Source organism: Jatrophihabitans sp., from assembly GCA_036389035.1.
Classification (GTDB): Bacteria; Actinomycetota; Actinomycetes; order Mycobacteriales; family Jatrophihabitantaceae; genus Jatrophihabitans_A.
Genome location: DASVQQ010000032.1, coordinates 44,238 through 70,075, shown reverse-complemented (window position 1 = coordinate 70,075; position 25,838 = coordinate 44,238). Strand labels below are relative to the sequence as shown.

Below are 25,838 nucleotides of genomic sequence, written 5' to 3'. Positions count from 1 at the left end.
TCAGCCGCGCACGATCCGCACGGCTCCGGGCACCCGCTCACCGGGCGTTGAGCACGAAGGGTGAACGGATGCCGACCGCGGGGCTCACCAGTGGCAGTTGTAGAGACGCCCGTCGTTCGGGATCCACCCGTTGGGCTGGCCGTTGCCATGGCCGTAGATCCAGGTCTCCTGATGGTTGAAGTGGTCGATCCGGAAGCCACCTCCGGCCGGGATCGTGTACCGCACGCTGCCGCCCTCGGTCCACCGGACCCAGGTGTTCTGGTTGACGTTGCAGACCTGCCCCGGCAGTGCCGCGTGTGCCGTGGCGGCTGGCATCAACGCCACGGCAGCCACCGCGCCCAAGCCGGCCGCCGCGACCCGCACCGATCCACGAATGCCCATGGTCATCTCCTTAATTCACCACGACCGCCGATCGGTTTGTCCGAGTCAGCCTGGGGTCGGGGGGATAGACCATATGCCCGGTTAAGTAGGGGGTCAAGAGGGACATTCCGCTCGACTCCTGGGCCATTCAAGGAGCCAGGACGACGGATTCTGCCCCCAATCAACCGGCGAGGCGAGCAGCTGCTGCCGAGCCTTCGGTCAGGTCAGTCCAGCCGGTGCGCGCCGTCGACGGCCGTCACCGTGAAGCTGACCGGTTCGACGTAATCCCGGCCCGCGTAGGCGGCCACCACCGCCAGCGCCGCCGCCCGGGCCTGGGCCGGCTCCATCAGCCCGATCACGCAGCCACCGAAGCCGCCGCCGGTCATCCGGGCCCCGAAGGCGCCGAAGGCCAGCAGCACCTCTACCGCCAGGTCCACCTCGGGCACGGTGATCTCGAAGTCGTCGCGCATGCTGGCGTGCGAGGCGGTCAGCAACGGCCCGATCTGGCGTAGCTGGCCGGTCCGCAGCAGGTCGGCGCAGGCCAGCGTCCGGTCGTTCTCGGTGATCACGTGCCGGGCTCGCTTGCGCAGCGTCTCATCCGGCAGCCGGTCCATCGCGTCGCTGAGCTCCTCCAGGCCGAGGTCGCGCAGCGCCGGCACGCCGAGCAGCCGGGCGGCCTGCTCGCAGGCGTCGCGGCGCTCGCCGTAGAGGCCGTCGGTGAGCTGGTGCGGCGCCTTGGTGTCGATCACCAGCAGGGTGAGCCCGGCCGCCTCGAGATCGAAGGGAACCGGCTCGACGTCGAGGGTCCGCATGTCACACAGCAGCACCCGGTTCCGCTCGCCGAAGATCGAGGCCAGCTGGTCCATGCCGCCGGTCGGGGCCCCGACGAAGTCGTTCTCGGCCTGCCGGGCCACCGAGACCAGCTCGGGCCGGTCCAGTCCCAGGCCCAGGTGGTCGTTGAGCGCCGCGGCGACCGAGCACCCCAGCGCCGCCGAGGAGGACAGCCCCGCCCCGACCGGGACGTCGCTGTCCACCGTGATCGACAACCCCGCAAACTCGTGACCGCGCTCGCGCAGCGCCCAGGCCACCCCCGCCACGTAGCCGGCCCACTCGTCATCATCGCTCAGCGCTCCCGGCGCCAGCTCATCCAGCGCGATCTCCACCGGGCCCTCGCGCTGGACCGAGACGACCTCGAGCACCGGTTCGGCCAGCGGGGACACCGTGGCGGTGCAGCCGTGGGGGATCGCCATCGGCAGGCAGAAGCCGTCGTTGTAATCGGTGTGCTCACCGATCAGGTTGACCCGGCCCGGGGCGCGCCAGGTGCACTCGACCGGCTCGGCTTCAGCCGGTTCGGGCGTGCCAGCCGGTTCGGACGTGCTAGACATCGCCACCACCTGTCGGATCGGTGCTCCGGGACAGCTGCTGCTGATAGAAGTCCCAGGCGTCGGAGACCATCCGGTCCAGGTCCCGGGTCGGACGCCAGCCCAGCACGGCCCCGGCCTTGTCGTTGGAGGCGATCAGCACCGCCGGGTCCCCGGGTCGGTTGGCCGCGTCCTGGGCCGGCGTCGGCCGGCCGGTGATCCGCCGCACCGACTCGATGACCTCGCGCACCGAGGAGCCAGAGCCCGAGCCGAGGTTGCAGATCAGGTGGCTGCCCTCGCCGCCGTCGCCGTCCGGCTGGTGGCTGGCCGCGTCCAGCGCCCGCAGGTGGGCGTCGGCGAGGTCCAGGACGTGGATGTAGTCGCGGATGCAGGAGCCGTCCGGGGTCGGGTAGTTCACCCCGTTGACCTGCAGCACCGGACGCTTGCCGGCCGCGACCTGCAGCGCGATCGGGATCAGGTGGGTCTCGGTGGCATGGCGCTCACCGAGCGAGCCCTCCGGGGTGATCCGGGCGCCGGCGACGTTGAAGTAGCGCAGGCTGACCGCGGAGAAACCGTGCGCCCGCGCGTAGCCGGTCAGCATGTGGTCGACCGCGAGCTTGCTGGCGCCGTAGGGGTTGGTCGGCCGGGTGGGGGATGACTCCAGGATCGGCACGGTCTCCGGCTCGCCGTAGGTGGCGGCGGTGGAGGAGAACACGATCGTGCGGAGGTCGTGCCGGCGCATCGACTCCAGCAGCGCCAGGCTGCCGACGGTGTTGTTCTGCCAGTACAGCTGCGGGGCGGTCACCGACTCGGGCACCAGCGACTTGGCCGCGAAGTGCAGCACCGCGTCGAAGCGCCCGGCGGCCAGCACCGGATCGGCTTCGGTGATGCTCGCCCGGACGAAGTCGGCCCCGGCCGGCACCGCGTCCTGGTGCCCCGTGGACAGGTCGTCCAGGACGGTGACGGAATGGCCGGCGCCGAGCAGTTCGGCGGTGACCACGCTTCCGATATAGCCGGCGCCGCCGGTCACGAGTACGCGCATGATGGCTGGAGACTCTCATGTTCGGTCGTCGTCGCCGTTGTCGGGGTCGCCGTGGGCGTCGACCTTACACTCGCAGAAGTTGCCCGGTGGAAGCGCTCGCCGGCGGCTGCTCGCGAACCAGCGTGACGAACCAGGAGGAGCGGACCTGCCATGAACAGCACCGCGCTCAACATCGGCATAGTGCTGGCGCTGATCTTGATCGAGGCGTTGTTCGTGGCCGCCGAGATCGCGCTGGTGTCGCTGCGCGAGGGCCAGGCCCGCTCGATGGCCGAGGGCGGCCGGCGCGGTCAGGCGGTCGCCAAGCTGCTGGCCGACCCCAACCGGTTTCTGGCCTCCGTCCAGATCGGGGTCACCTCCACCGCGCTGCTGTCCTCGGCCTTCGGGGCGGTGACGCTCTCGGAGACGGCCAAGGACAGCCTGATCCGCGCCGGCGTCGGCGAGACGCTGGCCGGAGTGGTGGGCATCCTCGGGGTCACCATGATCATCACCTTCGTCACCCTGGTCATCGGCGAGCTGGCGCCCAAACGGCTGGCGCTGCAGCGGCCCGAGGGCGCCGCTCTGCTGTTCGGGCCGACCCTGGACCGGATGGCCACGGTGTTCCGGCCGGTGATCTGGTTGCTGTCCAAGTCCACCGACCTGGTGGTCCGGGTGCTCGGCGGCGATCCGCAGGTCAATCGCGAGAGCATCAGCGAGGAGGAGCTGCGGGGCCTGGTGGCCGCGCACGAGTCGCTGAGCACCGACGAGCGGCGGCTGATCGACGACGTCTTCGCCGCCGGCGAGCGCTCGGTCAGCGAGGTGATGATCTCGCGCACCGAGGTGCTCTTCCTGGAGGCCGGCCTGACCGTCAGCCGGGCCGTCAAGCTGGCCGGTGACTCGCCGCACTCGCGCTATCCGGTGATCGGTGAGAGCAACGACGACGTGCTGGGCTTCGTCCACATCCGGGACCTGATCATGGGCGCTCCGGGCGTCGACCTCTCCACCGACCGGTCGCTGGTGGTCGGTGACCTGGTGCGCGAGGTCAAGGTGCTGCCCGGCTCCAAGAAGGTGCTGGCCGCGCTGAGCGAGATGCGCCGCGAGGGCCACCACCTGGCGATCGTGGTCGATGAGTACGGCGGCACCGACGGCATCGTCACCCTGGAGGACCTGATCGAGGAGATCATCGGCGACATCCGGGACGAGTACGACTCGGAGTCCTCCTCGGCTCGCAGGCTGACCGGCGGGATCGTCGAGGTCGACGGCCGCTGCAACCTCGATGAGTTCGCCGAGTACGCCGGCTTCGAGCTGCCCGAAGGGCCGTACGAGACGGCCGGCGGCTTCCTGATGGCCAGGCTCGGCAAGCTGCCCCAGGTCGGTGACCAGGTCGAGATCCACAACCACCTGGTTCAGGTCCTCGAAATCGAGGGCCGGCGCGCGTCCAGGCTCCGGGTCGAGCCGCTGCCCGAGACCGAGGCAGCCGAAGCGGTGACGGCTGAGGCCGGGCACCGGGTGAAATAGACCACTCAGGTAGAAATTAGTAGGGCGTTAAGCCTGGTGGTGCGGCCACCTCCGGCCGATGATAAGAATGGATAGTCTGAAAAAGCAGCCACGCCGCGTCCTTGATTGAGGATCTTTCTGTGTCACAACCGCGATACGCCCCCCGCCGGGCGCGTCTGAAGCTGTCACTGACCCGCACTGTCACCAGCGCGGCCGCGCTCGCGGCCCTGGCCATGGTCTGCGGACCGGTGCTCGACACCTCCAGCGACAATGCCGCGGCTGCGGCTCCAGCGGCGGCGGTCGGCGTGGTACCCGGCCCGGCCGAGGCCACCAGCGCAGCCGAGCCGGCGACAACCGCCCCGTGGAGTGGTCCGCTGCCGATCCGGCCGTCCCGCATCGCCAAGGCGCAGCCGGCCGGCGGCGATACCGCGCCGCTGGCGGCCGAGGCCGTCACGCTGGGTCCGGCCGGGGCCTCCGGAGCTCTCGGCATCCCGTTGACGGTGCTGCAGGCCTATCGCCTGGCCGCCGCCGAGCTCAAGGTCGAGCAGCCGTCCTGCAAGCTGCCCTGGTGGCTGCTGGCGGGCATCGGGCGCACCGAGTCCGGGCACGCCGAGTCCGGCCGGCTGATCGCCGACGGCACCACCCGCGGCCGGATCCTGGGGCCGCGCCTCAACGGCGGGATCGTCGGTGACGCGATCATCACCGACACCGACGGCGGCCGCCACGACGGCGACACCGTCTATGACCGGGCGGTCGGGCCGATGCAGTTCATCCCCACCACCTGGGAGCGCTGGGGCGCGGACGCCAACGCCGACGGCAAGACCGACCCCAACAACATCTTCGACGCCACCCTGGCCGCCGGTCGCTACCTCTGCGCCCACGACCGGGACCTGTCCACCGGGCCCGGCCTGCGGGCCGCGGTGTTGAGCTACAACTACTCCGCGCCGTACCTGGCGACCGTGCTGGCCTGGGGCGCTGCCTACCGCGACGGCGCCTCGGCGCTGCCGAACAGCCCGCTGCCGGTGATCAGCGACGTCACCAAGGTGCGCCCGCCGCAGTCGAGCCGGCCGCCCAAGCCGGTGGCCAAGCCCAGCAAGGCGCCCAGCACCGCCCCGACGGCGGCGGCGACCTCCAGCTCGCGGCCCAGCCCGTCGGCCCCGGCCAGTTCCAGCGCGGCCGAGACCTCCTCGGCGACGGCCACCGCCAGCCCCACCACCTCGAGCAGTGCCAGCTGCCCGTCGGCCAGCCCGTCACCGACCCAGTCAAGCTCGAGCAGCTCGGTGAACACGGCCGTCCCCCAGTCGAGGACGAGCAAGCCCGGCGCCGCCAAGCCCAGCACGACGGCTGCCACGCCGAGCGGCTCGGTCACGCCGAGCGGCTCAACCACTCCCAGCGGCAGCGGCTCGGCCACCGCCGCTTCGAGTGGCAGCAGGGTCCAGTCCGCCACCGCTGCCCAGTCGGTCAGCTCCGCCTCGACATCGGCCAGCTCCTCATCGGCCAGCGCCAGCGCGTCACCGACTCTCAGCGACTGCGCGCCGTGACCGGCTGCCCGGCCGGACGCTGAGCGCGCCCGCTCGGATGGAATGATCTGGTTTCGTGAGCAACCAACCGCGGGTCCTGTCCGGCATCCAGCCGACCGGTGAGTCCATGCAGCTGGGCAACTACCTCGGCGCGGTGCAGAACTGGGTCCAGATGCAGGACGGCTTCGACGCCTACTACTGCGTGGTGGACCTGCACGCGATCACCCTGGACCCACCCGAGCCTGCCGCGCTGCGCCAGCGGACCCGGATCGTGGCCGCCCAGCTGCTGGCCGCCGGGCTGGATCCGGACCGGTGCGCGCTGTTCGTCCAGTCCCACGTCCCGGAGCATCCGCAGCTGTCCTGGGTGCTGGAGTGCCTGACCGGCTTCGGCGAGGCCAGCCGGATGACCCAGTTCAAGGACAAGTCGGCCAAGGCCGGCGCCGACCGGCAGGGCGTCGGGCTGTTCACCTACCCGATCCTGCAGGCCGCTGACATCCTGCTCTACCAGGCCGACCAGGTGCCGATCGGCGAGGACCAGCGCCAGCACCTGGAACTGACCCGCAACCTCGCCCAGCGGTTCAACACCCGCTACGGCCAGACCTTCGTGGTGCCCGAGGCCTTCATCCCCAAGTCGGCGGCCAAGATCCTGGACCTGCAGGACCCGAGCGCGAAGATGTCGAAGTCGCGGCCGGAGGCGGGCACCATCTACCTCTCCGACGACCCGGCGGTGATCACCAAGAAGCTGCGCCGGGCGGTCACCGACGCCGACGGCGAGATCCGCTATGACCCCGAGCGCAAACCGGGACTGTCCAACCTGATGGCGATCCACGCCGCGATCACCGGCTCCGGCGTCGACGCGGTGGAGAAGGAGTTCAGCGGCCAGGGTTACGGCGCGTTGAAGAGCGCCGTCGCCGAGTCGGTGATCGGCTTCGCCCAGCCGTTCGCGGCCCGCAGCCGCGAGCTGCTGGAGGACCCCGCCGAACTGGACCGGATCCTGGCCAAGGGCGCTGAGCGGGCCCGGAGACTGGCCTCGGTCACGGTGGCCGACGCTTACGCCAAGGTCGGCTTCCTGCCGGCTGTCGTAGGCTGAGCCCAAATGGGTAACCGAATCAAGGTGGGTGTCGCGCTGGCGATACCCGAGCCGCATGCTGCCGTGCTGGGTGGCTGGCGCCGTCGCATCGGTGACCCTGAAGCGGGCAAGATCCCGCCGCACGTGACGTTGCTGCCGCCCACCGAGGTCGAGGCCGATCAGCTCGACCTGGTCGAGAAGCACCTGGCCGAGGCCGCCGGCACCGTGCTGCCCTTCACCATGCGGCTCTCGGGCACCGGGACGTTCCGGCCGGTGTCCCAGGTGGTCTTCGTCCAGGTCTCGACCGGCATCGCCCAGTGCGAACTGCTGGAACAAGCGGTGCGTCGGGGTCCGATCGTGCGCGAGGTGGAATTTCCCTACCACCCGCATGTCACGGTGGGACACGACGTAGCCGATGAGGATCTGGATCAGGCCTTCGAAGGGCTGCGTGATTTCGTCGCCCAGTTCAAGGTCGAGGGGTTCACGCTGTACGCCCAGGACGAGGACGGCACCTGGCGCCCGCACCGTGAATACGCCCTGACAGGCTTCTGACCGGTGCCGCTCAAGGCGGCGTGGGGTCGGCTCCGCTCGGGCGCCACCCAACGCTGGCAGGCGCTCACCCGAGCCCGGCCCGCCATCGCCCACCTGGTCGCGGCGTATCGGCATTACAAGGACAACCACGGCAATGACCTGGCCGCCGCCATCACGTACTTCAGCTTCCTGGCGCTGTTCCCGCTGGTCCTGCTCGGGGTCTCGGTCACCGCGTTCGTGCTGGCGTCGCGGCCTGAGCTGCAGAGCGAGCTGTTCGACCAGATCAGCTCCAACCTGCCCGGCGCCTTCGGCCAGACCGTCCAGCAGGTGATCCGGGGCGCGATCGACAAGCGCGCCGGCGTCGGCGCGCTCGGCCTGGCCGGCGTCGCGGTGGCCGGCCTGGGCTGGATCGCCAACCTGCGCACGGCGATCGACACCGTCTGGGGCATCGTGGCCAAGAAGCGGTCCTTCCTTGCCGCCAAGGCGGCCGACGCCCTGGTGCTGGCGGGCCTGGGCGTCGGTGTCGTGGTCTCCGTCGGGGTCACCGCGGGCGGCACGGCGGCCAGCGACCTGGTGCTGCGCGGCCTCGGGCTACACGGCGTGACCGGCGCCGGAACGCTCACCTGGTGCCTTTCAATCCTGCTGGGCATCGCCGGCAGCATGATCATCTACGGCTGGCTGATGATCCGGCTGCCCGACGTCCGGGTGCCGCGACGGCTGGCGCTGCGCGCCACCCTGCTGGCCGCGGTCGGCTTCGAGGTGCTGAAGCTGGTCGGGACCTTCTACATCGACCGGATCACCGAGTCACCGGCCGCTGCGGTCATCGGCCCGGTGGTCGGGGTGCTGGTCTGGATCTATCTGGTGTCGCGTTACCTGCTGTTCTGCGTGGCATGGGCTGCGACGGCTGCTGAGGCCGGTACTGGGGCGGCTGCGACTGCCGAGGCGGCTGGGACTGCCGAGGCGGCTGGGACTGCCGAGGCGGTTGGGACTGGGGCTGCCGAGGGAACTGGGGTCGGGGCGGCTGGGGTCGGGGCGGCTGGGACTGCCGCTGACCCGGCGGGCGATCGGCCGGCGCGGTCGGCCGGCGCATCCCGCGCTCCGGTGTCGGCTGCGGCGGTGGCTGCCGGCCTGCTGAGCGCCGGCGCCGCGCTTGGCGCCGGATCCTTCGCCGCCGTACAGCGGTGGCGTTACCGAGCCACAGAGCGCCGGCGATCAGCGCGCTGATCGGCACCAGCGCGGCGAGGCTCCAGCGCATGCCGCCGCTCGGCGTCGCCAGCTCGGCCAGGGTCGCGGCGACTGCCGGTGGCGCGGTGGCCGCAGCGCCGGCGGCCGCCGAAGCGCCGGCGGCGGCCGGCTGGCCTGCCTGGACGGGTCCGGCCAGCATGCCCACCGGCTTGACCGTGGGCTTGAGCGCGTAGCCCCAATCCAGCAGGGCCCCGGCCTGCAGGTACTGGTCGACCGGATGCCGCTCGTTGCGCAGCAGGATCACCCCGAGCCGACGGCCGTTGCGCTCGGCGGCGGCGAGGTAGGTGTGGCGGGCGGCGTCGGTGAATCCGGTCTTCACGACCAGGGCGCCGGGCACCTTGTTCAGGAAGTTCTGGGAGGGGTTGTCGAACTGGTAGCGCCCGACCCGGCCGTGCTTGCTGGCCCGCGGTGGAAAGCCGGCGCTGGGCAACCGGCTGTAGGCCGCCAGCCGGGGCTGGTTGACGAAGGCGCGCAACACCAGCGCCATGTCGTAGGCGGAGGTGAGCTGCTGCCAGCCGTCCAGGCCCGAGGGGGTCTGGACGACGGTGTCATAGGCGCCCAGCTTGGCCGCGTAGGCGTTCATCTGCGCCACGGTGCGCGCCACCCCGCCGTTGGCCTCGGCCAGCGCGGTGGCGGCGTCGTTGGCCGAGACCAGGAACAGCGCGGAGAACAGCTGGTCCACCGAGTACCGGGCCCCGGTCAGCAGCCCGACCGCGGACCCCTCGGCCACGGCCGCGGTCGGCGAGACCGTCACCACCCGGGTGCCCGGCAGATTCGGGGCGACGGTGAGCGCGGTCAGCGCCTTGAGGATGCTGGCCGGCTGGTAGCGCCCGTGCGGGTCCCGGGCGGCCAGCACCGCGCCGGAGTTCAGATCGGCCAGGATCCAGCCGTGCGCCCGGATGCCCTTGGGCAGCGCCGGAGCGCCGGGCGGAGCGACCAGCCCGCGGCTGGTCAGATGCGGTCCACCGGGCACCACGCCGTCAGGTGACCAGCCACCGGCCGGCGGGTGCGGATTGGGGGTGCTCGGTGAGGCGCCACCCGAGGTGGGCTTGATCGGCGCCGGTGAGGCCGGTGAGGAGGCCAGCGCGCTGCTGGGCCCGGCCAGCACGGCCAGCGAGGTGATGGCGGCGAGCGCCAGCCCGGCCGCTCGACGGCTCGGCGCCGGTTGACCTCGCACCGGGTCAGGCTACTAGCGCGGGGTCGGTAACGCAGGAACTGAAATGCTCAGCGGCGAGCCGTGCCCGGCCCGCCGTCGGCGCGGCCGGCGCCGGCGAAGATAATGAGGCATGCGGCTGAGCAGGCGGGTCTCGGGATTAGCGCGTGGCTGGCAGCTCGCCGGTGCCTGACTTCGTCGCAGCGATCGACCAGGGCACCACCAGCAGCCGGTGCATGGTCTTTGACCACGGCGGCAATGAGCGGGCCAAGCACCAGCTCGAACACCGCCAGATCCTGCCCCGGTCCGGCTGGGTCGAGCACGACCCGGTGGAGATCTGGCAGCGCAGCGCCGCCGTGCTGCAGGCCGCGATCAGCGCCGCGGGCCTGGCCGCCGCCGACATCGCCGCGCTCGGCATCACCAACCAGCGCGAGACCGCGGTGGTCTGGAACCGCCGCACCGGACGGCCCTATTGCAACGCCATCGTCTGGCAGGACACCCGCACCGACCGGATCGCCGCCGCCCTGCAACGCGACGGCCGGGGCGAGGTCATCCGGGCCAGGGCGGGCCTGCCGCCGGCCACCTACTTCTCGGCCGGCAAGATCCAGTGGATCCTGGAGAACGTCGACGGGGTCCGGGCCGCGGCCGGGTCGGGCGAGGCGGTGTTCGGCACCACCGACAGCTGGCTGCTGTGGAACCTGACCGGCGGCGTCTCCGGCGGCGTGCACCTCACCGACGTCACCAATGCCAGCAGGACGATGCTGATGGACCTGCGCACCCTGGACTGGGACGAGGAGCTGCTGTCCTTCTTCGGCATCCCGCGCGCGATGCTGCCCGAGATCCGGCCGTCCTCGGACCCAGCCGGCTACGGCGAGGTCGCGGTGGCCGGCGCGGCGGCCGGGATCGCCCTGACCGGTGACCTCGGAGACCAGCAGGCCGCCACCGTGGGCCAGGTCTGCTTCGCCCCGGGCGAGGCCAAGAACACCTACGGCACCGGAAACTTCCTGCTGCTCAACACCGGCGCCGAGCCGGTCGTGAGCGAGCACGGCCTGCTGACGACGGTGTGCTACCAGTTCGGCGGCGACCGGCCGGTCTATGCGTTGGAGGGCTCGATCGCGGTGACCGGCTCGGCGGTGCAGTGGCTGCGCGATCAGCTCGGCGTCATCTCCGAGGCGGCCGAGATCGAGGCGCTGGCGGCCCGGGTCAGCGACAGCGGCGGGGTGTACTTCGTGCCGGCCTTCTCGGGCCTGTTCGCGCCGTACTGGCGATCCGACGCCCGGGGAGTGATCGCCGGCCTGTCGCGCTACCACACCAGCGCGCACCTGGCGCGAGCTACCCTGGAGGCGATCTGCTACCAGAGCCGCGATGTCATCGAGGCGATGGCGCGAGATTCCGGGGTGAGCCTGGACGTGCTCAAGGTCGACGGCGGGGTGACCGCCAACAACCTGTGCATGCAACTGCAAGCCGACATCCTCGGGGTGCCGGTCAGCCGCCCGGTGGTCGCCGAGACCACTGCCCTGGGCGCCGCGTACGCGGCGGGACTGGCGGTCGGATTCTGGAAGGACACCGATGAACTCAGGGCGAACTGGAACCAGGCCGAGCGCTGGTCGCCGCGGTGGAGCGACCAGCAGCGCGCCGACGGCTACGCCGGCTGGCAGAAGGCCATCGGGCGCACCCTGGACTGGGTCGATGTCAGCTAGGAGAGGTTACCGATGAGCGTCAGGGCGATGTCGCCACAGAACCGCGGCGCCGCGCTGGCCGCGATGCGCACCGCGCCCGAACTCGACGTGCTGATCGTCGGTGGCGGCGTGGTGGGCGCCGGCGCCGCCCTGGACGCGGTGACCCGGGGACTTTCGACGGCGATCGTCGAGGCCCGGGACTGGGCCAGCGGCACCTCCAGCCGCTCCAGCAAGCTGATCCACGGCGGCCTGCGGTACCTGGAGATGCTGGACTTCGGCCTGGTGCGCGAGGCGTTGCACGAGCGCGGCCTGCTCACCCAGCACATCGCGCCGCACCTGATCCGGCCGGTGCCGTTCCTGTACCCGCTGACCCACCGGCTGTGGGAGCGTCCCTACGTCGGGGCCGGCGTGCTGCTCTACGACACGCTGGGCACCCTGTGGAAAGGGGCCGGCAGCGCCCGCGGGCTGCCGCGCCACCGGCACCTGAGCAAGCGCCGGGCGCTGCGGGAGGCGCCCTGCCTGGCGCCCGGCTCGCTCACCGGCGCGGTGCAGTACTGGGACGCCCAGGTCGATGACGCCCGGCACACCATGACGGTGGTGCGCACGGCGGTCGCCTTCGGGGCGCTGGCGGCCAACCGCACCCGGGTGCTCGGCTTCTGCCACCAGGGCGGCCGGGTGACCGGGGCCCGGGTGGTCGACCTGGAGACCGGCGCGGAGTTCGACGTCCGGGCCAAGCAGGTGATCAACGCCACCGGGGTCTGGACCGATGAGACCCAGCAGCTGGCCGACACCCGTGGCCAGTTCCACGTCCGGGCGTCCAAGGGCGTGCACCTGGTGGTGCCCCGGGACCGGCTGCAGTCCAGCACCGGGCTCATCCTGCGTACCGAGACCAGCGTGCTGTTCGTCATCCCGTGGGGGCGGCACTGGATCATCGGCACCACCGACACCGACTGGGACCTCGACCTGGCCCACCCGGCGGCCAGCGCCCGCGACATCGACTACCTGCTCGACCAGGTGAACTCGGTGCTGTCCTCGCCGCTGACCCGGGCCGATGTGGAGGGCGTCTACGCGGGCCTGCGGCCGCTGCTGTCCGGTGAGTCGGAGCTGACCTCGAAGCTGTCCCGCGAGCACGTGGTGGGCCATCCGGTGCCGGGGCTGGTGGTGATCGCCGGCGGCAAGTACACCACCTACCGGGTGATGGGCCGCGACGCCGTCGACGAGGCGGTCCGGGCGATGGATGGCAGGGTGCCGGACTCGGTCACCGACAAGATCCCGCTGGTCGGCGCCGAGGGTTGGCAGGGCGTTCGCAACCAGCGCCATCAGCTGGCCGCCCGGTCGGGCCTGCACGTCGTGCGCATCGACCACCTGCTCGGGCGCTACGGCAGCCTGGTGCACGAGGTGCTGGACCTGATCGCCGCCGATGAGTCACTGGCCGAGCCGCTGCCGGGCTCTGATGACTACCTGCGCGCCGAGGTGGTCTACGCCGTGACGCACGAGGGGGCCAGGCATCTGGATGACGTGCTGGCCCGGCGCACCCGGGCCTCGATCGAGGCCTGGGACCGCGGGGTGTCGGCCGCGCCGGTGGTGGCCGAGCTGATGGCCCCGCACCTCGGCTGGGACGAGGCGCACACCGCCACCGAGGTCGAGCACTACCTGGCCCGGGTGGCGGCCGAGCGGGAGTCCCAGGAGCAGCCCGACGACGCCACCGCCGACGCCGCCCGGCTGGGCGCCGCCGACATCGTCCCGCTGACCCCGCTGGCCCCACGCGCGTCCTGAGCCTGGCGGGCCCGCGCCCCTTCCGCTCGACGCCCCTTCCGCTCGACGCCCCTTCCGCTCGACGCCCTTCCGTTCGACGTCCCTTCCGCTCGACGCGTAGCGATTTCATTCGCCAGGGCGCACGAAATCGCTAGCTGTGGACGATTACCTTCGTCCACAGATAGCGCCGGCCTGCTCCCTCGGCGCCCCTTGCCGGTGACGCTGCATGGATGTACACGAATTCGGCGCAACGGGCCCGCATGCTCGACGGCGGACGGAAGGTGGTGACGTCCGCGCAGCTTCTGCGGGCGGGCGCCACCCGCTCCCAGATCATCGCCAATATCGCCGCGTGCCGTTGGCAGCGGTGCGGACGAGCGATCGTGCTGCACTGTGGCGAACTCACTCGTGACGAGCGCTGGAGCGCCGCACTGGCCAACGTGGGTCGTGGCAGCGTCCTGAGTTCGTTCACCGCGCTGGAGTATGCCGGCCTCACCGGATGGGAGCGGCCCGAAATCCATGTCCTGGCACCAGCCGGGACGCCCTCCTGCGCGCTGGCCGAGTTGGCGATCGTCACGCACCGCAGCGCCCGGTGGCCCGCACCATGCCTGCCTGGCAAGCGGATCCAGATCGTGTCGGACGCCGCGGTGCGTGCGGCCGGAAGCTTCCGTTCGCCCCGACCCGGCTGTGGCGTGCTTGCAGCCGTCGTCCAGCAGCGGTTGGCCGATGCCTCCGACCTTGGCGACGCCGTTCGGGCAGCGATCAGGATCAGGCACAGAGGTGTGCTCCTGCAGGCCGTGGCAGACATCGCCGGCGGCTCACAGGCGTTGAGCGAGATCGACTTCGTCCAGCTGTGCCGGCGAGCAGGATTGCCCCTACCCCATCAGCAGCAGGTGCGTCGAGACGGATCAGGAAGGCGCCGCTACCTGGATGCCAGCTGGCGACGTGTGGACGGGCGTCTGGTCGTGGTGGAAGTAGACGGTGCGGTCCATCTCAGTCCTCGCAGGTGGTGCGACGATCAGCTGCGCCAGAACGAGCTGACGCTGAGCGACGCGCTGGTTCTGCGATTCCCCAGTGTCATCGTCCGAACCGAGCCAGGCGTCGTGGCACGGCAACTGCGGCAGGCACTGGGGGCTTGACTGTCCGATGCCGCATGCCGCATGCCGCATGCCGGATGCCGCATGCCGGATGCCGCATGTCGCTGCTCGACGCGTATGGCTGATGACCGCCAGGACGTGCAGAACCGATACGCGTCGCCGCTGTCGCCCGTTACGCGTCGCCGCTGTCGCCAGGAAGGCGTCGCCGCTGTCGCCAGGAAGGCGCCGGCTCGGCCGGTCAGGCGCGGGCGGTGACGACGATGCGGTCGCGCGGGCCGGACAGCGGCTTCTGGTAGGTGAAGGCGGTGCTGGTGACGTCGCCGAACCCGCACTTCTCGACCTGCTGGTGCAGGTAGGCCTGGGAGAACCAGAAGTACCCGGGCACCTTGGGGTTCTCCTGCAGCTCGGCGTCGGTGCGCGGTGGGTCGTTGGACAGCACCAGCGCGCCGCCCGCGGGCAGCCAGGACTTGAAGCGCTCGAGGAGGCTCTGCAGGCCGGTGTCGGGGTCATAGAGGTGGCCCGGGCTGCCGTCGGCGTAGAGCACCGTCCACGGCCCGGGAGGCGGGGTCCAGTCCAGGACGTCGGCGCACACCGCGTCGACCCCCTTCGCCCTGGCCAGCTCGACCGCGTGCTCCAGCGCGTCCAGGCCCAGCACCCGGTAGCCGTCGGCCGCGATCCTGGCCTCGATCATCGCGTTTCCGCACCCGATGCTGAGCAGCCCCGGGTCCGGGCTCTCGGCGAGGAACCCGCGGAGCAGGTCCTCGATGTACTGCTGGTACGGGGCGCTGGACGTGGCCGGGGTAGTGACGTCGCCCCGCCCGGCGCCCCTTTCCCAGATGTGATAGATGCTGGGCTCACCGTTGTTGTCGTGCAGGTAGTAGTCGCGGACCGCTTGGATCTGATTGGTGTACGACATCGGAACATCCCTTTCTTGAACGGCCTTCCTCACCTGTCATTGCGTGCGGAAGACCAGGTCGCGCGGAGGACCTCGGCCTTCCATTGCCACGTTTACCTGAGAAAGTGGTCGTTCGCCAAGGGGTGGTCGTTCGCCAAGGGGGTGGCCGGTCGCCTCAGACGCGGCGGAACAGCGGCGCCTGCTTGACTTCCTTGATCGCCCTGGTGATCTCGATGCCGCGCGGGCAGGCCTCGGCGCACTCGAACGTGGTCCGGCAGCGCCGGACGCCCTCGCGGTCGTTGAGGATCTCCCACCGCTCCTCCGCGCCCTGGTCGCGTGAGTCGAAGATGAACCGGGGCGCTTGGAGCAGGTCGGAGTAATAACGTTTGCCCTTGTCGGATAGGGCGACGTCGGCGTAACGCCCCTTGAGCTTGATGATGTCTGCCTGCACCTCCGAGACGCAGGTCACCTCGCCGGCGGCGTGGAGGCCGGGCATCACGTCGGTGTTGTTGCGCAGCACCTCGGTCTCGACGGTGGTCGCCCCCCCGGGCTCATCGCGTAATGGGCTGTCGGATAAACCGGAACCGGCCCCAGGCCAGCCAGGGCACCATCACCACGATCCACATGGCGACAATGGCCCCACCGGCCCGATCTCCATCGGGTTGACGAACGGGTTCCTGTAGGTGTCGATGACGGGCGCGGCACTGGTCGCAGCCGACCTTGTGAGGGGAGTTCGTGACCGGCCGGACAGCCGCTGTAGGGCAGATCGGCCAGCGTCTGAAATGACCTCGCACCGCCCTTTCCGCCCAACCCGCGGCCGCACCGCACAACAATGTGGTGACAACCGGGTCGGCGGGTCCGGCAGACATATCGCGACCGGCTACCGTAGCGCCGGTCGGAGGCGCTGTGCCTCCCGCGCACATCATTATTGAGGAGAGTGTCTTGCGCCGACTCAGTTCATATCGGGTGGTCGCGGTCGCCGGTCTCGCAGCGTCCATGGTGCTGACCGCCTGTGGCAGTGACAACGACACCGCGCCGCCCGGAAACACCGCTTCGCCTGGTACATCCGGTTCGAGCGCCGCAGCCGGCGCCGATCTGAAGATCGGCCTGGCATACGACATCGGCGGCCGCGGCGACAAGTCCTTCAACGACTCGGCCGCGGCCGGCCTGGACGCCGTCAAGAAGAAGTACAACCTCGACGACTCCGCCGTGAAGGAGCTCGAGGCGGCCCAGGGCGAGCCCGAGGCCGACAAGGAAGCCCGGCTGTCCCAGCTCGCTGACAACGGTTTCACCAGCATCATCGCGGTGGGCTTCGCCTACGCCGCGCCCATCAAGGCGGTGGTGGCCAAGTACCCCAACGTCAAGTTCGCCATCATCGACGACAGCTCCGTGCAGGCGCCCAACCTGGCTTCCCTGACCTTCGCCGAGGAGCAGGGTTCCTTCCTGGTCGGCGTGATCGCCGCGCTGAAGAGCCAGAAGAAGAGCGTGGGCTTCATCGGCGGCGTCAACGTGCCGCTGATCCAGAAGTTCCAGGCCGGCTTCGACGCCGGAGCCAAGGCTGCCGACCCGGCGGTCAAGCTGGCCGACAAGTACCTCACCCAGCCGCCGGACTTCGGTGGCTTCAACGACCCGACCAAGGGTGAGACCGCCGCCAACGGCATCTACGACGCCGGCGCCGACGTCATCTTCGCCGCCGCGGGCGGTTCGGGCAGTGGCGTGTTCAAGGCCGCCAAGGCCAAGAGCGCGCTGGCCATCGGCACCGACTCCGACCAGTACCAGACCGCGGCCGATGACGTGAAGGACGTCGTCATCTCCTCGATGATCAAGCGGGTCGACGTGGCGGTCAGCAAGTTCATCGACTCGGTCGCCGACGGCAGCTTCAAGGCCGGCAACACCATCTTCGACCTGAAGGAGGGCGGTGTGGACTACTCGCTGTCGGGCGGCAAGATCGACGACATCAAGTCCAAGGTCGACGAGTTCAAGGCCAAGATCATCGACGGCAGCATCACGGTTCCCACCAGCTAGGTAACAGACCCACACCCGGGTTTGTGCCGGTTTATCAGGCGCTCAGACCCGCGGTTGTCGACGGGCCCGAGGTGACTCGCTAGCGTCACCTCGGGCCCGTCGACGTCAGCTGTGAATCCCTCGTCCGTGGCGGCCCAGCGCAGGAGGTAGCGATGCCCGAGCCCGTCCAGCCGGTGACCGCCGACCCGCCGGCCCAGTCCGACCTGGCCATCGAGGTGGTGGGCATCACCAAGAGGTTCCCGGGCGTGATCGCCAACTCCGATGTCAACATCGCGGTGCGGCGTGGCACGGTGCACGCGATCGTGGGTGAGAACGGCGCCGGCAAGTCCACCCTGATGAAGATGCTCTACGGCATGCAGCGCCCGGACGAGGGCGAGATCCGGATCGCCGGCAAGCCGGTGGCCTTCTCATCGCCCTCGGACGCGATCGCCGCCGGCATCGGCATGGTGCACCAGCACTTCATGCTCGCCGACAACTTCACCGTCCTGGAGAACATCGTGCTGGGCAGCGAGCCGACCGCCCGCGGCGCGCTGAACTTCGGGGCCGCCCGCCGCCGGATCACCGAGCTGAGCCGGACCTACGGTCTGGGCCTGAACCCCGACGTGTTGGTGGAGCACCTCGGAGTCGGTGACCGCCAGCGCGTCGAGATCGCCAAGGTGCTCTACCGCGGCGCCCGGCTGCTGATCCTGGACGAGCCGACCGCGGTGTTGGTGCCGCACGAGGTCGAGGAGCTCTTCCAGAACCTGCGCGAGCTCAAGAGCGAGGGACTGACGATCCTGTTCATCTCGCACAAGCTGGACGAGGTGATCCAGGTCGCCGACGACATCACCGTGATCCGCCGGGGCCGCACGGTGGGCACCGCCAACCCGCGCTCGATCACCACCCGGCAGCTGGCCGAGATGATGGTCGGCTCGGAGCTGCCCAGCCCGGAGACCCGCTCGGACACCGTCTCGGAGCAGACGGTGCTCTCGGTCAGGGGCCTCACGGTGACCGACGACGGCGGGCGCAAGGTGCTCGATGACATCTCCTTCGACATCCACGCCGGTGAGATCTACGGGATAGCCGGCGTCGAAGGCAACGGCCAGAGCGAGCTGGTGGAAGCGCTGATGGGGATCCGACCGATCAGCACCGGAACCGTCCTGCTCAAGGACCGCGACATCACCGCCGCCTCGACCCGGTCGCGCCGGGTGGCCGGCATCTCCTACATCCCCGAAGACCGGCACCGGCAGGGGCTGCTGCTCGAGGCGACGCTCTGGGAGAACCGGGTGCTGGGCCACTCCGACACACCACCCAATATCAAGGGCCCGCTGATCAACCGGATCGGAGCCCGCCGGGACACCGAGCGGATCGTGGCGGACTTCGACGTCCGGACGCCCGGCATCGACGTGCTGGCCTTGGCGCTGTCGGGCGGCAACCAGCAGAAGCTGATCGTGGGCCGCGAGCTGTCCGGGGACCCGGTGCTGCTGATCGCCTCCCAGCCGACCCGCGGCGTGGACGTGGGCGCGCAGGCCGCGATCTGGGAGCATGTCCGCCGCGCCCGGGCGGCGGGGCTGGCCGTCCTGCTCATCTCGGCAGACCTGGAGGAGCTGATCGGCATGTCCGACTCGATCCAAGTGATCCTGCGCGGCGCGTTCGTAGCGACAGCCGACCCCGCGACCGTCACCGCCGAGGACCTCGGCGCGGCGATGACCGGAGCCGGCAACGCGGTCGGCGCGGCATGAGCGCCGCGCCCGTGTCCGCCCCGACCGGCCTGCTCGGCCGGCTCCAGCAGCGCTACCCGCTGCGCTCGGTGCTGCTCGGCCTGGCCGCGCCGGTCGGCGCGGTCCTGTTCGCGGTGCTGGCCAGCTCGGTGATCCTGATCCTGGGCGATAACAGCCCGTTCACGGTGTTCGAAACCATGATCAGGCAGGCCGGCCGGCCCACCCAGTTCGTCGACATGGTCAACCAGGCGATGGTCTATTACCTCTCGGCGGTGGCGGTCTCGATCGGGTTCCGGATGAACCTGTTCAACATCGGGGTCGAGGGCCAGTACAGCCTCGCCGCGCTGGGAGCGGCCTACGTCGGCGGCCAGATCACCGGCGGCGGCCCGTTCCATCTGGTGGCCGAGGTGCTGGTCGCGATGCTCGTCGGCGCCGCCTGGGCCGGCATCGCCGGGGTGCTCCGGGTGTTCCGCGGGGTCAGCGAGGTGATCTCGACGATCATGCTGAACGCGATCGCGGTGGGGCTGGCCTCCTACCTGCTGCACAAGCTCGGCCGGGCCAGCGGCAACAACATCCAGACCACGCCGATCGGCCCGTCCGGCCAGGTGCCCGGGCTGAGCTACTCCGGCACCCAGGCCAAGATCTTCGGCTTTCTCTTCGTCGCGATCGCGGTCGGGGTGGCGTACTGGTTCATCGTCACCCGCACCCGGTTCGGCTTCCGGATCAAGGCCACCGGCCTGAACGAGCAGGCCGCGATCGCCAGCGGGGTCAACGTCAAGCGGATGACGCTGGTGGCGATGCTGATGTCCGGCGGCGTCGCGGGGCTGGTGGGGCTGCCCGAACTGCTTGGCTCGACGCACAGCTTCAGCCAGACCTCGCAGTCCGGACTCGGCTTCGCCGGCATCGCCATCGCGCTGCTGGGACGAAATTCGCCGATCGGCATGGCTATGGCCGCGGTGCTGTGGTCCTTCCTCGGCAAGTCGGCCAACCAGCTGGACTTCATCGGGGTGCCACGTGAGATCGCCGCGATCATGCAGGGAATGATCCTGCTGGCGGTGGTCATCGCCTACGAGCTGGTGCGCCGCTATCGCCTGGTGCTGCAACAGAAGGACGTGGCCGCGCAGCTGGCGGCAGGTCCGCCCGATCCGACCGGTCCGCCCGCCCCGGCTGCCCAGGCGGTGTCGGCATGAGCGCCGCGACCGCGATCGCCGCCCGTCCGGACATCCGGCGACCCGGCTCCCGGATGTCGCCCGCGCTGCTGATCGCCCTCGCGCTGGGCATGTTCCTGGTGCTGGCCGCGGTCCGCACCTTCACCGGCGGCAATGACCTGACCAGCAGCGGCACGATCGCGGCCGGCCTGTCGGCCGCGGTGCCGATCGGGTTGGCGGGCCTCGGCGGGCTGTGGGCCGAACGGGCCGGCGTGGTGAACATCGGCCTGGAAGGCATGATGATCCTGGGCACCTGGGGCTGCGCCTACCTCGGCTGGAACCACGGCGTCTGGGCCGGGCTGGCGTTCGGCACCCTGCTCGGCGCGGCCGGCGGCCTGGTGCACGCGATCGCCACCGTCACCTTCGGCGTCGACCACATCATCTCCGGCGTCGCGATCAACATCATCGCCCCGGGGCTGACGCTGTACCTGACCAAGGTGACCTTCGCCAACTACCCGGGCGGGGGGCAGAAGCAGTCGCCGCCGATCGGCGACGCCCCGTCGGTCACACTGCCCTTCTCGGACTGGCTGCGCACCGTCGAGGACAAGCACTGGTTCGCGGTCTCTGACCTGGCCGGCGTGCTGGGCGGGCTGGTCACCCGGCTCTCGCTGGTCACCGTGCTGGCGGTGCTGGTGGTCATCGCCTCGGCCTGGATCCTGTGGCGGACCGCGTTCGGGCTGCGGCTGCGCTCGTGCGGCGAGGCGCCGTACGCGGCGGAGTCCCTCGGCGTCAACGTCTACAAGTACAAGTACATCGCGGTGATCGTCTCCGGCGCGCTGTCGGGTCTCGGCGGGGCGGCGCTGGCCATCTCGGCCCACCAGTTCCGCGACGGCCAGACCGGCGGCCGCGGCTTCATCGGCCTGGCTGCCCTTATCTTCGGCAACTGGCGGCCCGGCGCGCTGGCCGGTGGCGCCGGCCTGTTCGGCTACACCGACGCGATCCAGTTGCGCAGCTCCGCGGCGGTGCACCCGCTGCTGCTGTTGATGGCGATCGCGCTGGTGCTGGTGGCGATCTGGCAGTGGCGCAGCGGCCAGCGGGTCATCGCGGCGATCGCCGTGGTGATCGCCGTGCTGGCGGTGTTGTGGTACTTCGACACCGATCAGGTGCCTGAGGAGCTGGTCGGCACCACCCCGTACGTGGTGACCATCCTGGTGCTGGCGCTGGCCTCCCAACGGCTGCGCATGCCCAAGGCCGACGGGAAGGTCTATCGCAGGGGAGAAGAGACATGACCTCACCGCAGGCCGGCGCGGGGCTGCCGCACATCGACTGGGAACTGCTGCACCGGGAGGCGGTGGCGGTGATGGGCCGGGCCTACGCGCCGTACTCGAAGTTTCCGGTGGGCGTCGCGGCCCTGGTCGACGACGGCCGGCTGGTGACCGGCTGCAATGTCGAGAACGCCTCCTACGGGGTGGGCCTGTGCGCCGAGTGCGGCCTGGTGTCGGCGCTGAGCGCCACCGGCGGTGGCCGGCTGGTCGCGATGGTGTGCGTCGACGGCGAGGGCGCCCTGCTGATGCCGTGCGGGCGGTGCCGGCAGTTGCTGTTCGAGCACGGCGGCCCCGAGATGCTGGTCGCGGCCGACGGCGGGCCGATCACGGTGGCCGGCCTGCTGCCGAACGCCTTCGGCCCGAACGACCTGGCTGCCATGGCGAACAAGGCGGCGAGCGCCGAACCGGAACAGGCTTGATCGCCACGGCCAGCCTGGCGATGACCGGCATCCGATGATCAGCCGGCTGGCGTTCGGCGCGGCCGAGGTCATCGACGATCCGTACCCGCACTTCGCCGCGGCGCGCGCCCAGTCCAGCGTGCAGTGGCACGAAGAGACCGGGATGTGGCTGGCCTTCGGGCACGCGGAGGCGAATGCCGTGCTGCGCAGCCGCACCCTGGGCCGGATCTGGACGCCCCGCTGGCCCGAGGTGGCGATGCCGGGCTTCGAGCTGATCCACCGTCACTCGATGCTCGAGAACGAGCCGCCGGTGCACACCCGGCTGCGCAGGCTGGTGGCGGCGGCCTTCGCCCGGGGCCACGTCGAGCGGCTGCGTCCGAGGGTGGCGGCGCTGGCCGAGAGCCTTGCCGACCAGCTTGCCGACCAGTTCGCCGAGCACGACCCGGGCGGTCCGGGCGTCTCTGGCGGCTCGGCCGGCTCTGGCCGTTCGGCCGGCTCTGGCGGCCCGGGCGTCGACCTGATTGCCGGCTTCGCCGAGCCGCTGCCGGTGCAGGTGATCGCGGAGCTGCTCGGGATTCCCGAGTCCGACCGGCACCTGCTGCGGCCCTGGTCCAACGCGATCGTGAAGATGTACGAGTACCAGGTCAGCCCGGCGCAGCGCGCCGTCGCCGAGGCCGCGGCCAGCGATTTCGTGGCCTACCTGCGCGAGCTGGTGGGCCGGCGCCGCCGCCGGCCAGCGGCCGACCTGATCAGCTCGCTGATCGCCGAGACCGACTCGGCGGGCGGCCGGCTGACTGAGGACGAGCTGGTCACCACCTGCACGCTGCTGCTCAACGCCGGGCACGAGGCAAGCGTGAATGTGGTCGGCAACGGCGTGCTGGCGCTGTTCGGCAATCCTGAGCAGTGGCAGCGGTTGCTGGCCGCCGAGGCCGCCGGCCGGTCGCTGGTGGAGTCGGCTGTCGAGGAGCTGATCCGGTTCGACTCGCCGCTGCAGCTGTTCGAACGCACCGCGATCAGCGACACCCCGATCGGCGACGTCACGGTTCGGGCCGGTGAGAAGATTGCGGCCCTGCTCGGCTCGGCCAATCGGGATCCGGCGGTCTTCGACCAACCCGACCAGCTGGACGTCGGACGGGCGGACAACCCGCATCTGGGCTTCGGGGCCGGCATCCATTTCTGCGTGGGGGCACCGCTGGCCCGGGTCGAGCTGCAGACCTCGCTGCGCACGCTGCTGCGGCGGTTTCCCGCGCTGCGGCCGGCGACCGATGGGCTGGGCAGGCTACGGCGTTCGGAGTTCGTGATCCGGGGCGTGACGTCCTTGCCGGTCCTGCTGAGCTGATCGGATACCGCTAGCGGTATTCCGTGATACCGTCAGCGGTATGAAGACCAGTCTCGACATCTCCGAACCGCTGTGGCGTGAGGTCAAAGAGCTGGCCAAACAGCGCGGCACCACCACCAAGAGCCTGGTCGAGCAGGCGCTGATCAAGCTGCTGGCCGAAGCAGAGGCGTCCCCGCCGGGCTACCACCTCGCGGATATGAGCGTGCCCGGTGGTTACACCGCTGAATTCCAGCACGCCACCTGGGAGCAACTTCGCGAAGAGATCTACCCCGTGCCGGCGGCCTTCGCGCGGCCCGAGTGATAGCGGTTGACAGCAACATTCTGGTCTACGCCCACAAGAGGGACGCGCCATTTCACGCCGAGGCCAAGGCTGCTCTGGCCGGCCTGGTCAGCTCGGCTGGCACTTGGGCCATCCCTTGGCCCTGCGTCCATGAGTTCTTCGCGGTGGTGACCAACCCTCGGGTATTCACCCCGGCCTCCACCCCGGCCCAAGCAATCGCACAACTTGAAGCCTGGACCTCGGCGCCCAACGTCCGGCTGCTGTCCGAAAGTCACCATCACCTGGCGCAGCTGACCTCGCTGGTGTTGCCGAGGCTTGCCGGGCCGGCGGTGCACGACGCGAAGATCGCCGCGATCTGCCTGGACCACGGCGTGCGCGCGCTGCTGACCATGGACCGCGACTTCAGCAGGTTCCCGGCGCTCAAGACCCGCAGCCTGCTCGCATGAGAGGCTTCAGCCATGTCCGCCAGCCACGCTGAACCCTTCGACGCCGTCAGCGTGATCCGTGCCAAGCGTGACCACGGCCGGATTCCGGACGCCGAGATCGACTGGGTGATCGACGCCTACACCCGGGGCGTGGTGGCCGAGGAGCAGATGGCGGCGCTGGCGATGGCGATCCTGCTCAACGGCATGGCGGCAGACGAGCTTGCCCGCTGGACCCAGGCGATGATCGCCTCCGGCCAGCGGCTGGACCTGTCGGCGGTGCGGCGTCCGACCACCGACAAGCACTCGACCGGCGGTGTCGGCGACAAGATAACCCTGCCGCTGGCGCCGCTGGTGGCCTCACTCGGAGCGGCGGTGCCGCAACTGTCCGGACGCGGCCTGGGGCACACCGGCGGCACCCTGGACAAGCTGGAATCCATCCCCGGCTGGCGGGCGAAGCTGTCCAATGCCGAGTTCATGGCCCAGCTCGACTCGGTCGGCGCGGTGATCTGCGCCGCCGGCGATGAGCTGGCCCCGGCGGACAAGAAGCTCTACGCGCTGCGTGACGTCACCGGCACCGTCGAGGCGATTCCACTGATCGCCAGCTCGATCATGAGCAAGAAGATCGCCGAGGGGTCCGCGGCGCTGGTGCTCGACGTCAAGGTCGGCACCGGAGCGTTCATGAAGACCAGGCAGGACGCCCGCGCCCTCGCCGAGACGATGGTGGCGCTGGGGGCCGCGGCCGGCACCCACACCGTGGCCCTGCTCACCGACATGAACACGCCGCTGGGCAGGACGGCAGGAAACGCGCTGGAGGTGGCCGAGTCCGTCGAGGTGCTGGCCGGGGGCGGGCCCGCGGATGTGGTGGAGCTGACGGTGGCGCTCGCGGTGGAGATGCTCGCCGGCGCCGGCATCACCGGCGTGGATCCGGCCGAGGCGCTGGCCGACGGCCGGGCGATGGACGTGTGGCGGGCGATGATCACCGCCCAGGGCGGTGACCCGGACGCCGAGCTGCCGGTGGCCGCCGAGAAGCAGGTGCTGAGCGCCTCGGCCACCGGGGTGCTCACCCGGCTGGACGCCTACGCGGTCGGGGTCGCCGCTTGGCGGCTGGGCGCGGGCCGGGCTCGCAAGGAGGACCCGGTGTCGGCCGGTGCGGGCGTGGTGCTGCTGGCCAAACCCGGTGACCCGGTGCGGGCAGGTCAACCGCTGCTGGAACTGCACACCGATGACCCGGCCCGGTTCGAGCGGGCCCTGCAGGCGCTGGAGGGCGGCTTCGACATCGGCGACGCCGCCAACCTCGCCGCCGGGCCGCTGGTGATCGAGCGTGTCACCGCCTGAGCCGGCCGCCAGCGAGGTTCCGGTACCGCAGGACGCCCGCCGGCTGACGGTGCCGGCCGCCCGGCTGCCGAAGTGGCTGGACAACTTCGCCGACCGGCACGGCGGCCTGCAGACCCGGCTCATCCCCGACGACGGCTCGCCCGAGCGGGTGGTGATCAGCGCCGCCGACGGCTCGACGGTGTGGATCGACGTGCCGTTTCGACCCTGGCAGCCCACCGCGTCCCGGCCGCTGACCTCGCTGCAACTGCACCTGAACCAGCCCCGCCGGATTGGCGTGCTGCTGGTGCGCCGGGGCGGCTACGCGGCCGGGGTGTTCGACGGGGCTGAGCTGGTGTCGTCCAAGGTCGGTTCGGGCTACGTCCAGGGCACCACCAAGGCCGGTGGCTGGTCACAGCAGCGCTTCGCCCGGCGGCGGGGCAACCAGGCCCGGCAGGCCTTCGCCGCGGCGGCCGAGGTGGCGGTCAGGATCCTGCTGCCCGAGGCCGGCCGGCTGGCCGCGTTGATCTGCGGCGGTGACAAGGCCGCTGTCGAGGCCACCCTGTCCGATCCCCGGCTGGCGCCGCTGGCGCCGTTGCGCGCCCCGCCCTTCCTGGCCGTCCCGGATCCGCGGCTCAAAGTGCTGCAAGCCACCCCGGAGCAGTTCTTGACCGTCAGCCTGGCGATCCATCCCTGACAGGGTTGCCGCG

The 25,838-nt window shown here is 70.7% G+C and carries 23 protein-coding genes and 1 pseudogene; 18 read left to right on the top strand and 6 right to left on the bottom strand.

Annotation, left to right across the window (positions count from 1 at the left end; all coding sequences use genetic code 11):
• Positions 1 to 84: 84 nt before the first annotated feature.
• The 3 genes from VF557_17065 to galE all read right to left on the bottom strand — a co-directional run bounded on the left by VF557_17065 (position 85) and on the right by galE (position 2,763).
• Positions 85 to 381, bottom strand: coding sequence for a hypothetical protein (locus tag VF557_17065; GenBank protein ID HEX8081925.1), 297 nt, complete (start codon positions 379 to 381; stop codon positions 85 to 87).
• Positions 382 to 584: 203 nt separating this feature from the next.
• Positions 585 to 1,745 (bottom strand): galactokinase, encoded by a 1,161-nt coding sequence (gene galK / locus VF557_17060; GenBank protein HEX8081924.1) that lies wholly within the window; start codon positions 1,743 to 1,745, stop codon positions 585 to 587.
• A complete protein-coding gene (galE, locus tag VF557_17055) occupies positions 1,738 to 2,763 on the bottom strand; it encodes a UDP-glucose 4-epimerase GalE (GenBank protein ID HEX8081923.1) in 1,026 nt (341 codons plus the stop codon). Before galE ends, galK begins: the two co-directional genes overlap by 8 nt.
• A gap of 150 nt (positions 2,764 to 2,913) precedes the next feature.
• Here galE and VF557_17050 point away from each other — a divergent pair, with 150 nt between their 5' ends.
• The 5 genes from VF557_17050 (at position 2,914) to VF557_17030 (ending at position 8,580) form a co-directional block, all read left to right on the top strand.
• Positions 2,914 to 4,257, top strand: a complete 1,344-nt coding sequence (locus tag VF557_17050) for a hemolysin family protein (GenBank protein ID HEX8081922.1) — start codon at positions 2,914 to 2,916, stop codon at positions 4,255 to 4,257.
• A 119-nt stretch (positions 4,258 to 4,376) separates the two neighbouring features.
• Entirely contained in the window at positions 4,377 to 5,777 is a 1,401-nt protein-coding gene (locus tag VF557_17045) for a hypothetical protein (GenBank protein ID HEX8081921.1), read from the top strand.
• Positions 5,778 to 5,832: 55 nt separating this feature from the next.
• Positions 5,833 to 6,846 carry a tryptophan--tRNA ligase gene (gene trpS, locus VF557_17040; GenBank protein HEX8081920.1) on the top strand — a complete coding sequence of 338 codons (1,014 nt, stop codon included), beginning with the start codon at positions 5,833 to 5,835 and terminating at the stop codon, positions 6,844 to 6,846.
• 6 nt (positions 6,847 to 6,852) lie between these two features.
• Positions 6,853 to 7,377, top strand: a complete 525-nt coding sequence (locus VF557_17035) for a 2'-5' RNA ligase family protein (GenBank protein HEX8081919.1) — start codon at positions 6,853 to 6,855, stop codon at positions 7,375 to 7,377.
• A gap of 3 nt (positions 7,378 to 7,380) precedes the next feature.
• Positions 7,381 to 8,580 carry a YhjD/YihY/BrkB family envelope integrity protein gene (locus VF557_17030; GenBank protein ID HEX8081918.1) on the top strand — a complete coding sequence of 400 codons (1,200 nt, stop codon included), beginning with the start codon at positions 7,381 to 7,383 and terminating at the stop codon, positions 8,578 to 8,580.
• Positions 8,581 to 8,845: 265 nt separating this feature from the next.
• Here the strand turns inward: VF557_17030 and VF557_17025 are convergent.
• Positions 8,846 to 9,574, bottom strand: a pseudogene (locus VF557_17025) (serine hydrolase).
• A 347-nt stretch (positions 9,575 to 9,921) separates the two neighbouring features.
• Between VF557_17025 and glpK the strand changes: the two are divergent.
• From glpK to VF557_17010, 3 genes are all read left to right on the top strand, one after another.
• Positions 9,922 to 11,454: a glycerol kinase GlpK gene (gene glpK / locus VF557_17020; GenBank protein HEX8081917.1), complete on the top strand. Its 1,533-nt coding sequence runs from the start codon at positions 9,922 to 9,924 to the stop codon at positions 11,452 to 11,454.
• 27 nt (positions 11,455 to 11,481) lie between these two features.
• Complete coding sequence (locus VF557_17015) at positions 11,482 to 13,209, top strand: glycerol-3-phosphate dehydrogenase/oxidase (GenBank protein HEX8081916.1); 1,728 nt, start codon at positions 11,482 to 11,484, stop codon at positions 13,207 to 13,209.
• A gap of 209 nt (positions 13,210 to 13,418) precedes the next feature.
• The gene (locus VF557_17010) at positions 13,419 to 14,324 is read left to right on the top strand and encodes a hypothetical protein (GenBank protein ID HEX8081915.1); all 906 of its coding nucleotides are present in this window, start codon (positions 13,419 to 13,421) and stop codon (positions 14,322 to 14,324) included.
• A gap of 196 nt (positions 14,325 to 14,520) precedes the next feature.
• On the opposite strand, the gene VF557_17005 is transcribed toward VF557_17010, so the two are convergent.
• Both VF557_17005 and VF557_17000 read right to left on the bottom strand, forming a co-directional pair.
• Positions 14,521 to 15,198 carry a methyltransferase domain-containing protein gene (locus VF557_17005; protein ID HEX8081914.1) on the bottom strand — a complete coding sequence of 226 codons (678 nt, stop codon included), beginning with the start codon at positions 15,196 to 15,198 and terminating at the stop codon, positions 14,521 to 14,523.
• A 154-nt stretch (positions 15,199 to 15,352) separates the two neighbouring features.
• Entirely contained in the window at positions 15,353 to 15,697 is a 345-nt protein-coding gene (locus VF557_17000) for a hypothetical protein (protein ID HEX8081913.1), read from the bottom strand.
• A gap of 422 nt (positions 15,698 to 16,119) precedes the next feature.
• Here VF557_17000 and VF557_16995 point away from each other — a divergent pair, with 422 nt between their 5' ends.
• From VF557_16995 to VF557_16950, 10 genes are all read left to right on the top strand, one after another.
• Positions 16,120 to 17,202 (top strand): BMP family ABC transporter substrate-binding protein, encoded by a 1,083-nt coding sequence (locus VF557_16995; protein HEX8081912.1) that lies wholly within the window; start codon positions 16,120 to 16,122, stop codon positions 17,200 to 17,202.
• A gap of 152 nt (positions 17,203 to 17,354) precedes the next feature.
• The gene (locus VF557_16990) at positions 17,355 to 18,923 is read left to right on the top strand and encodes an ABC transporter ATP-binding protein (GenBank protein ID HEX8081911.1); all 1,569 of its coding nucleotides are present in this window, start codon (positions 17,355 to 17,357) and stop codon (positions 18,921 to 18,923) included.
• A complete protein-coding gene (locus VF557_16985; protein HEX8081910.1) occupies positions 18,920 to 20,092 on the top strand; it encodes an ABC transporter permease in 1,173 nt (390 codons plus the stop codon). The genes VF557_16990 and VF557_16985 overlap by 4 nt, the downstream gene beginning before the upstream one ends.
• A complete protein-coding gene (locus VF557_16980; GenBank protein ID HEX8081909.1) occupies positions 20,089 to 21,339 on the top strand; it encodes an ABC transporter permease in 1,251 nt (416 codons plus the stop codon). The genes VF557_16985 and VF557_16980 overlap by 4 nt, the downstream gene beginning before the upstream one ends.
• Entirely contained in the window at positions 21,336 to 21,794 is a 459-nt protein-coding gene (locus VF557_16975; GenBank protein ID HEX8081908.1) for a cytidine deaminase, read from the top strand. Before VF557_16980 ends, VF557_16975 begins: the two co-directional genes overlap by 4 nt.
• Before the next feature lie 34 nt (positions 21,795 to 21,828).
• Positions 21,829 to 23,112, top strand: a complete 1,284-nt coding sequence (locus VF557_16970; GenBank protein HEX8081907.1) for a cytochrome P450 — start codon at positions 21,829 to 21,831, stop codon at positions 23,110 to 23,112.
• Between the two features lie 40 nt (positions 23,113 to 23,152).
• Entirely contained in the window at positions 23,153 to 23,413 is a 261-nt protein-coding gene (locus tag VF557_16965; protein HEX8081906.1) for a hypothetical protein, read from the top strand.
• On the top strand, positions 23,410 to 23,838 hold the full coding sequence (locus VF557_16960) for a TA system VapC family ribonuclease toxin (GenBank protein ID HEX8081905.1): 429 nt from the start codon (positions 23,410 to 23,412) through the stop codon (positions 23,836 to 23,838). Before VF557_16965 ends, VF557_16960 begins: the two co-directional genes overlap by 4 nt.
• Before the next feature lie 12 nt (positions 23,839 to 23,850).
• Positions 23,851 to 25,152, top strand: coding sequence for a thymidine phosphorylase (locus VF557_16955; protein ID HEX8081904.1), 1,302 nt, complete (start codon positions 23,851 to 23,853; stop codon positions 25,150 to 25,152).
• A complete protein-coding gene (locus VF557_16950; protein ID HEX8081903.1) occupies positions 25,139 to 25,825 on the top strand; it encodes an acVLRF1 family peptidyl-tRNA hydrolase in 687 nt (228 codons plus the stop codon). The genes VF557_16955 and VF557_16950 overlap by 14 nt, the downstream gene beginning before the upstream one ends.
• The last annotated feature ends 13 nt before the right edge of the window (positions 25,826 to 25,838 follow it).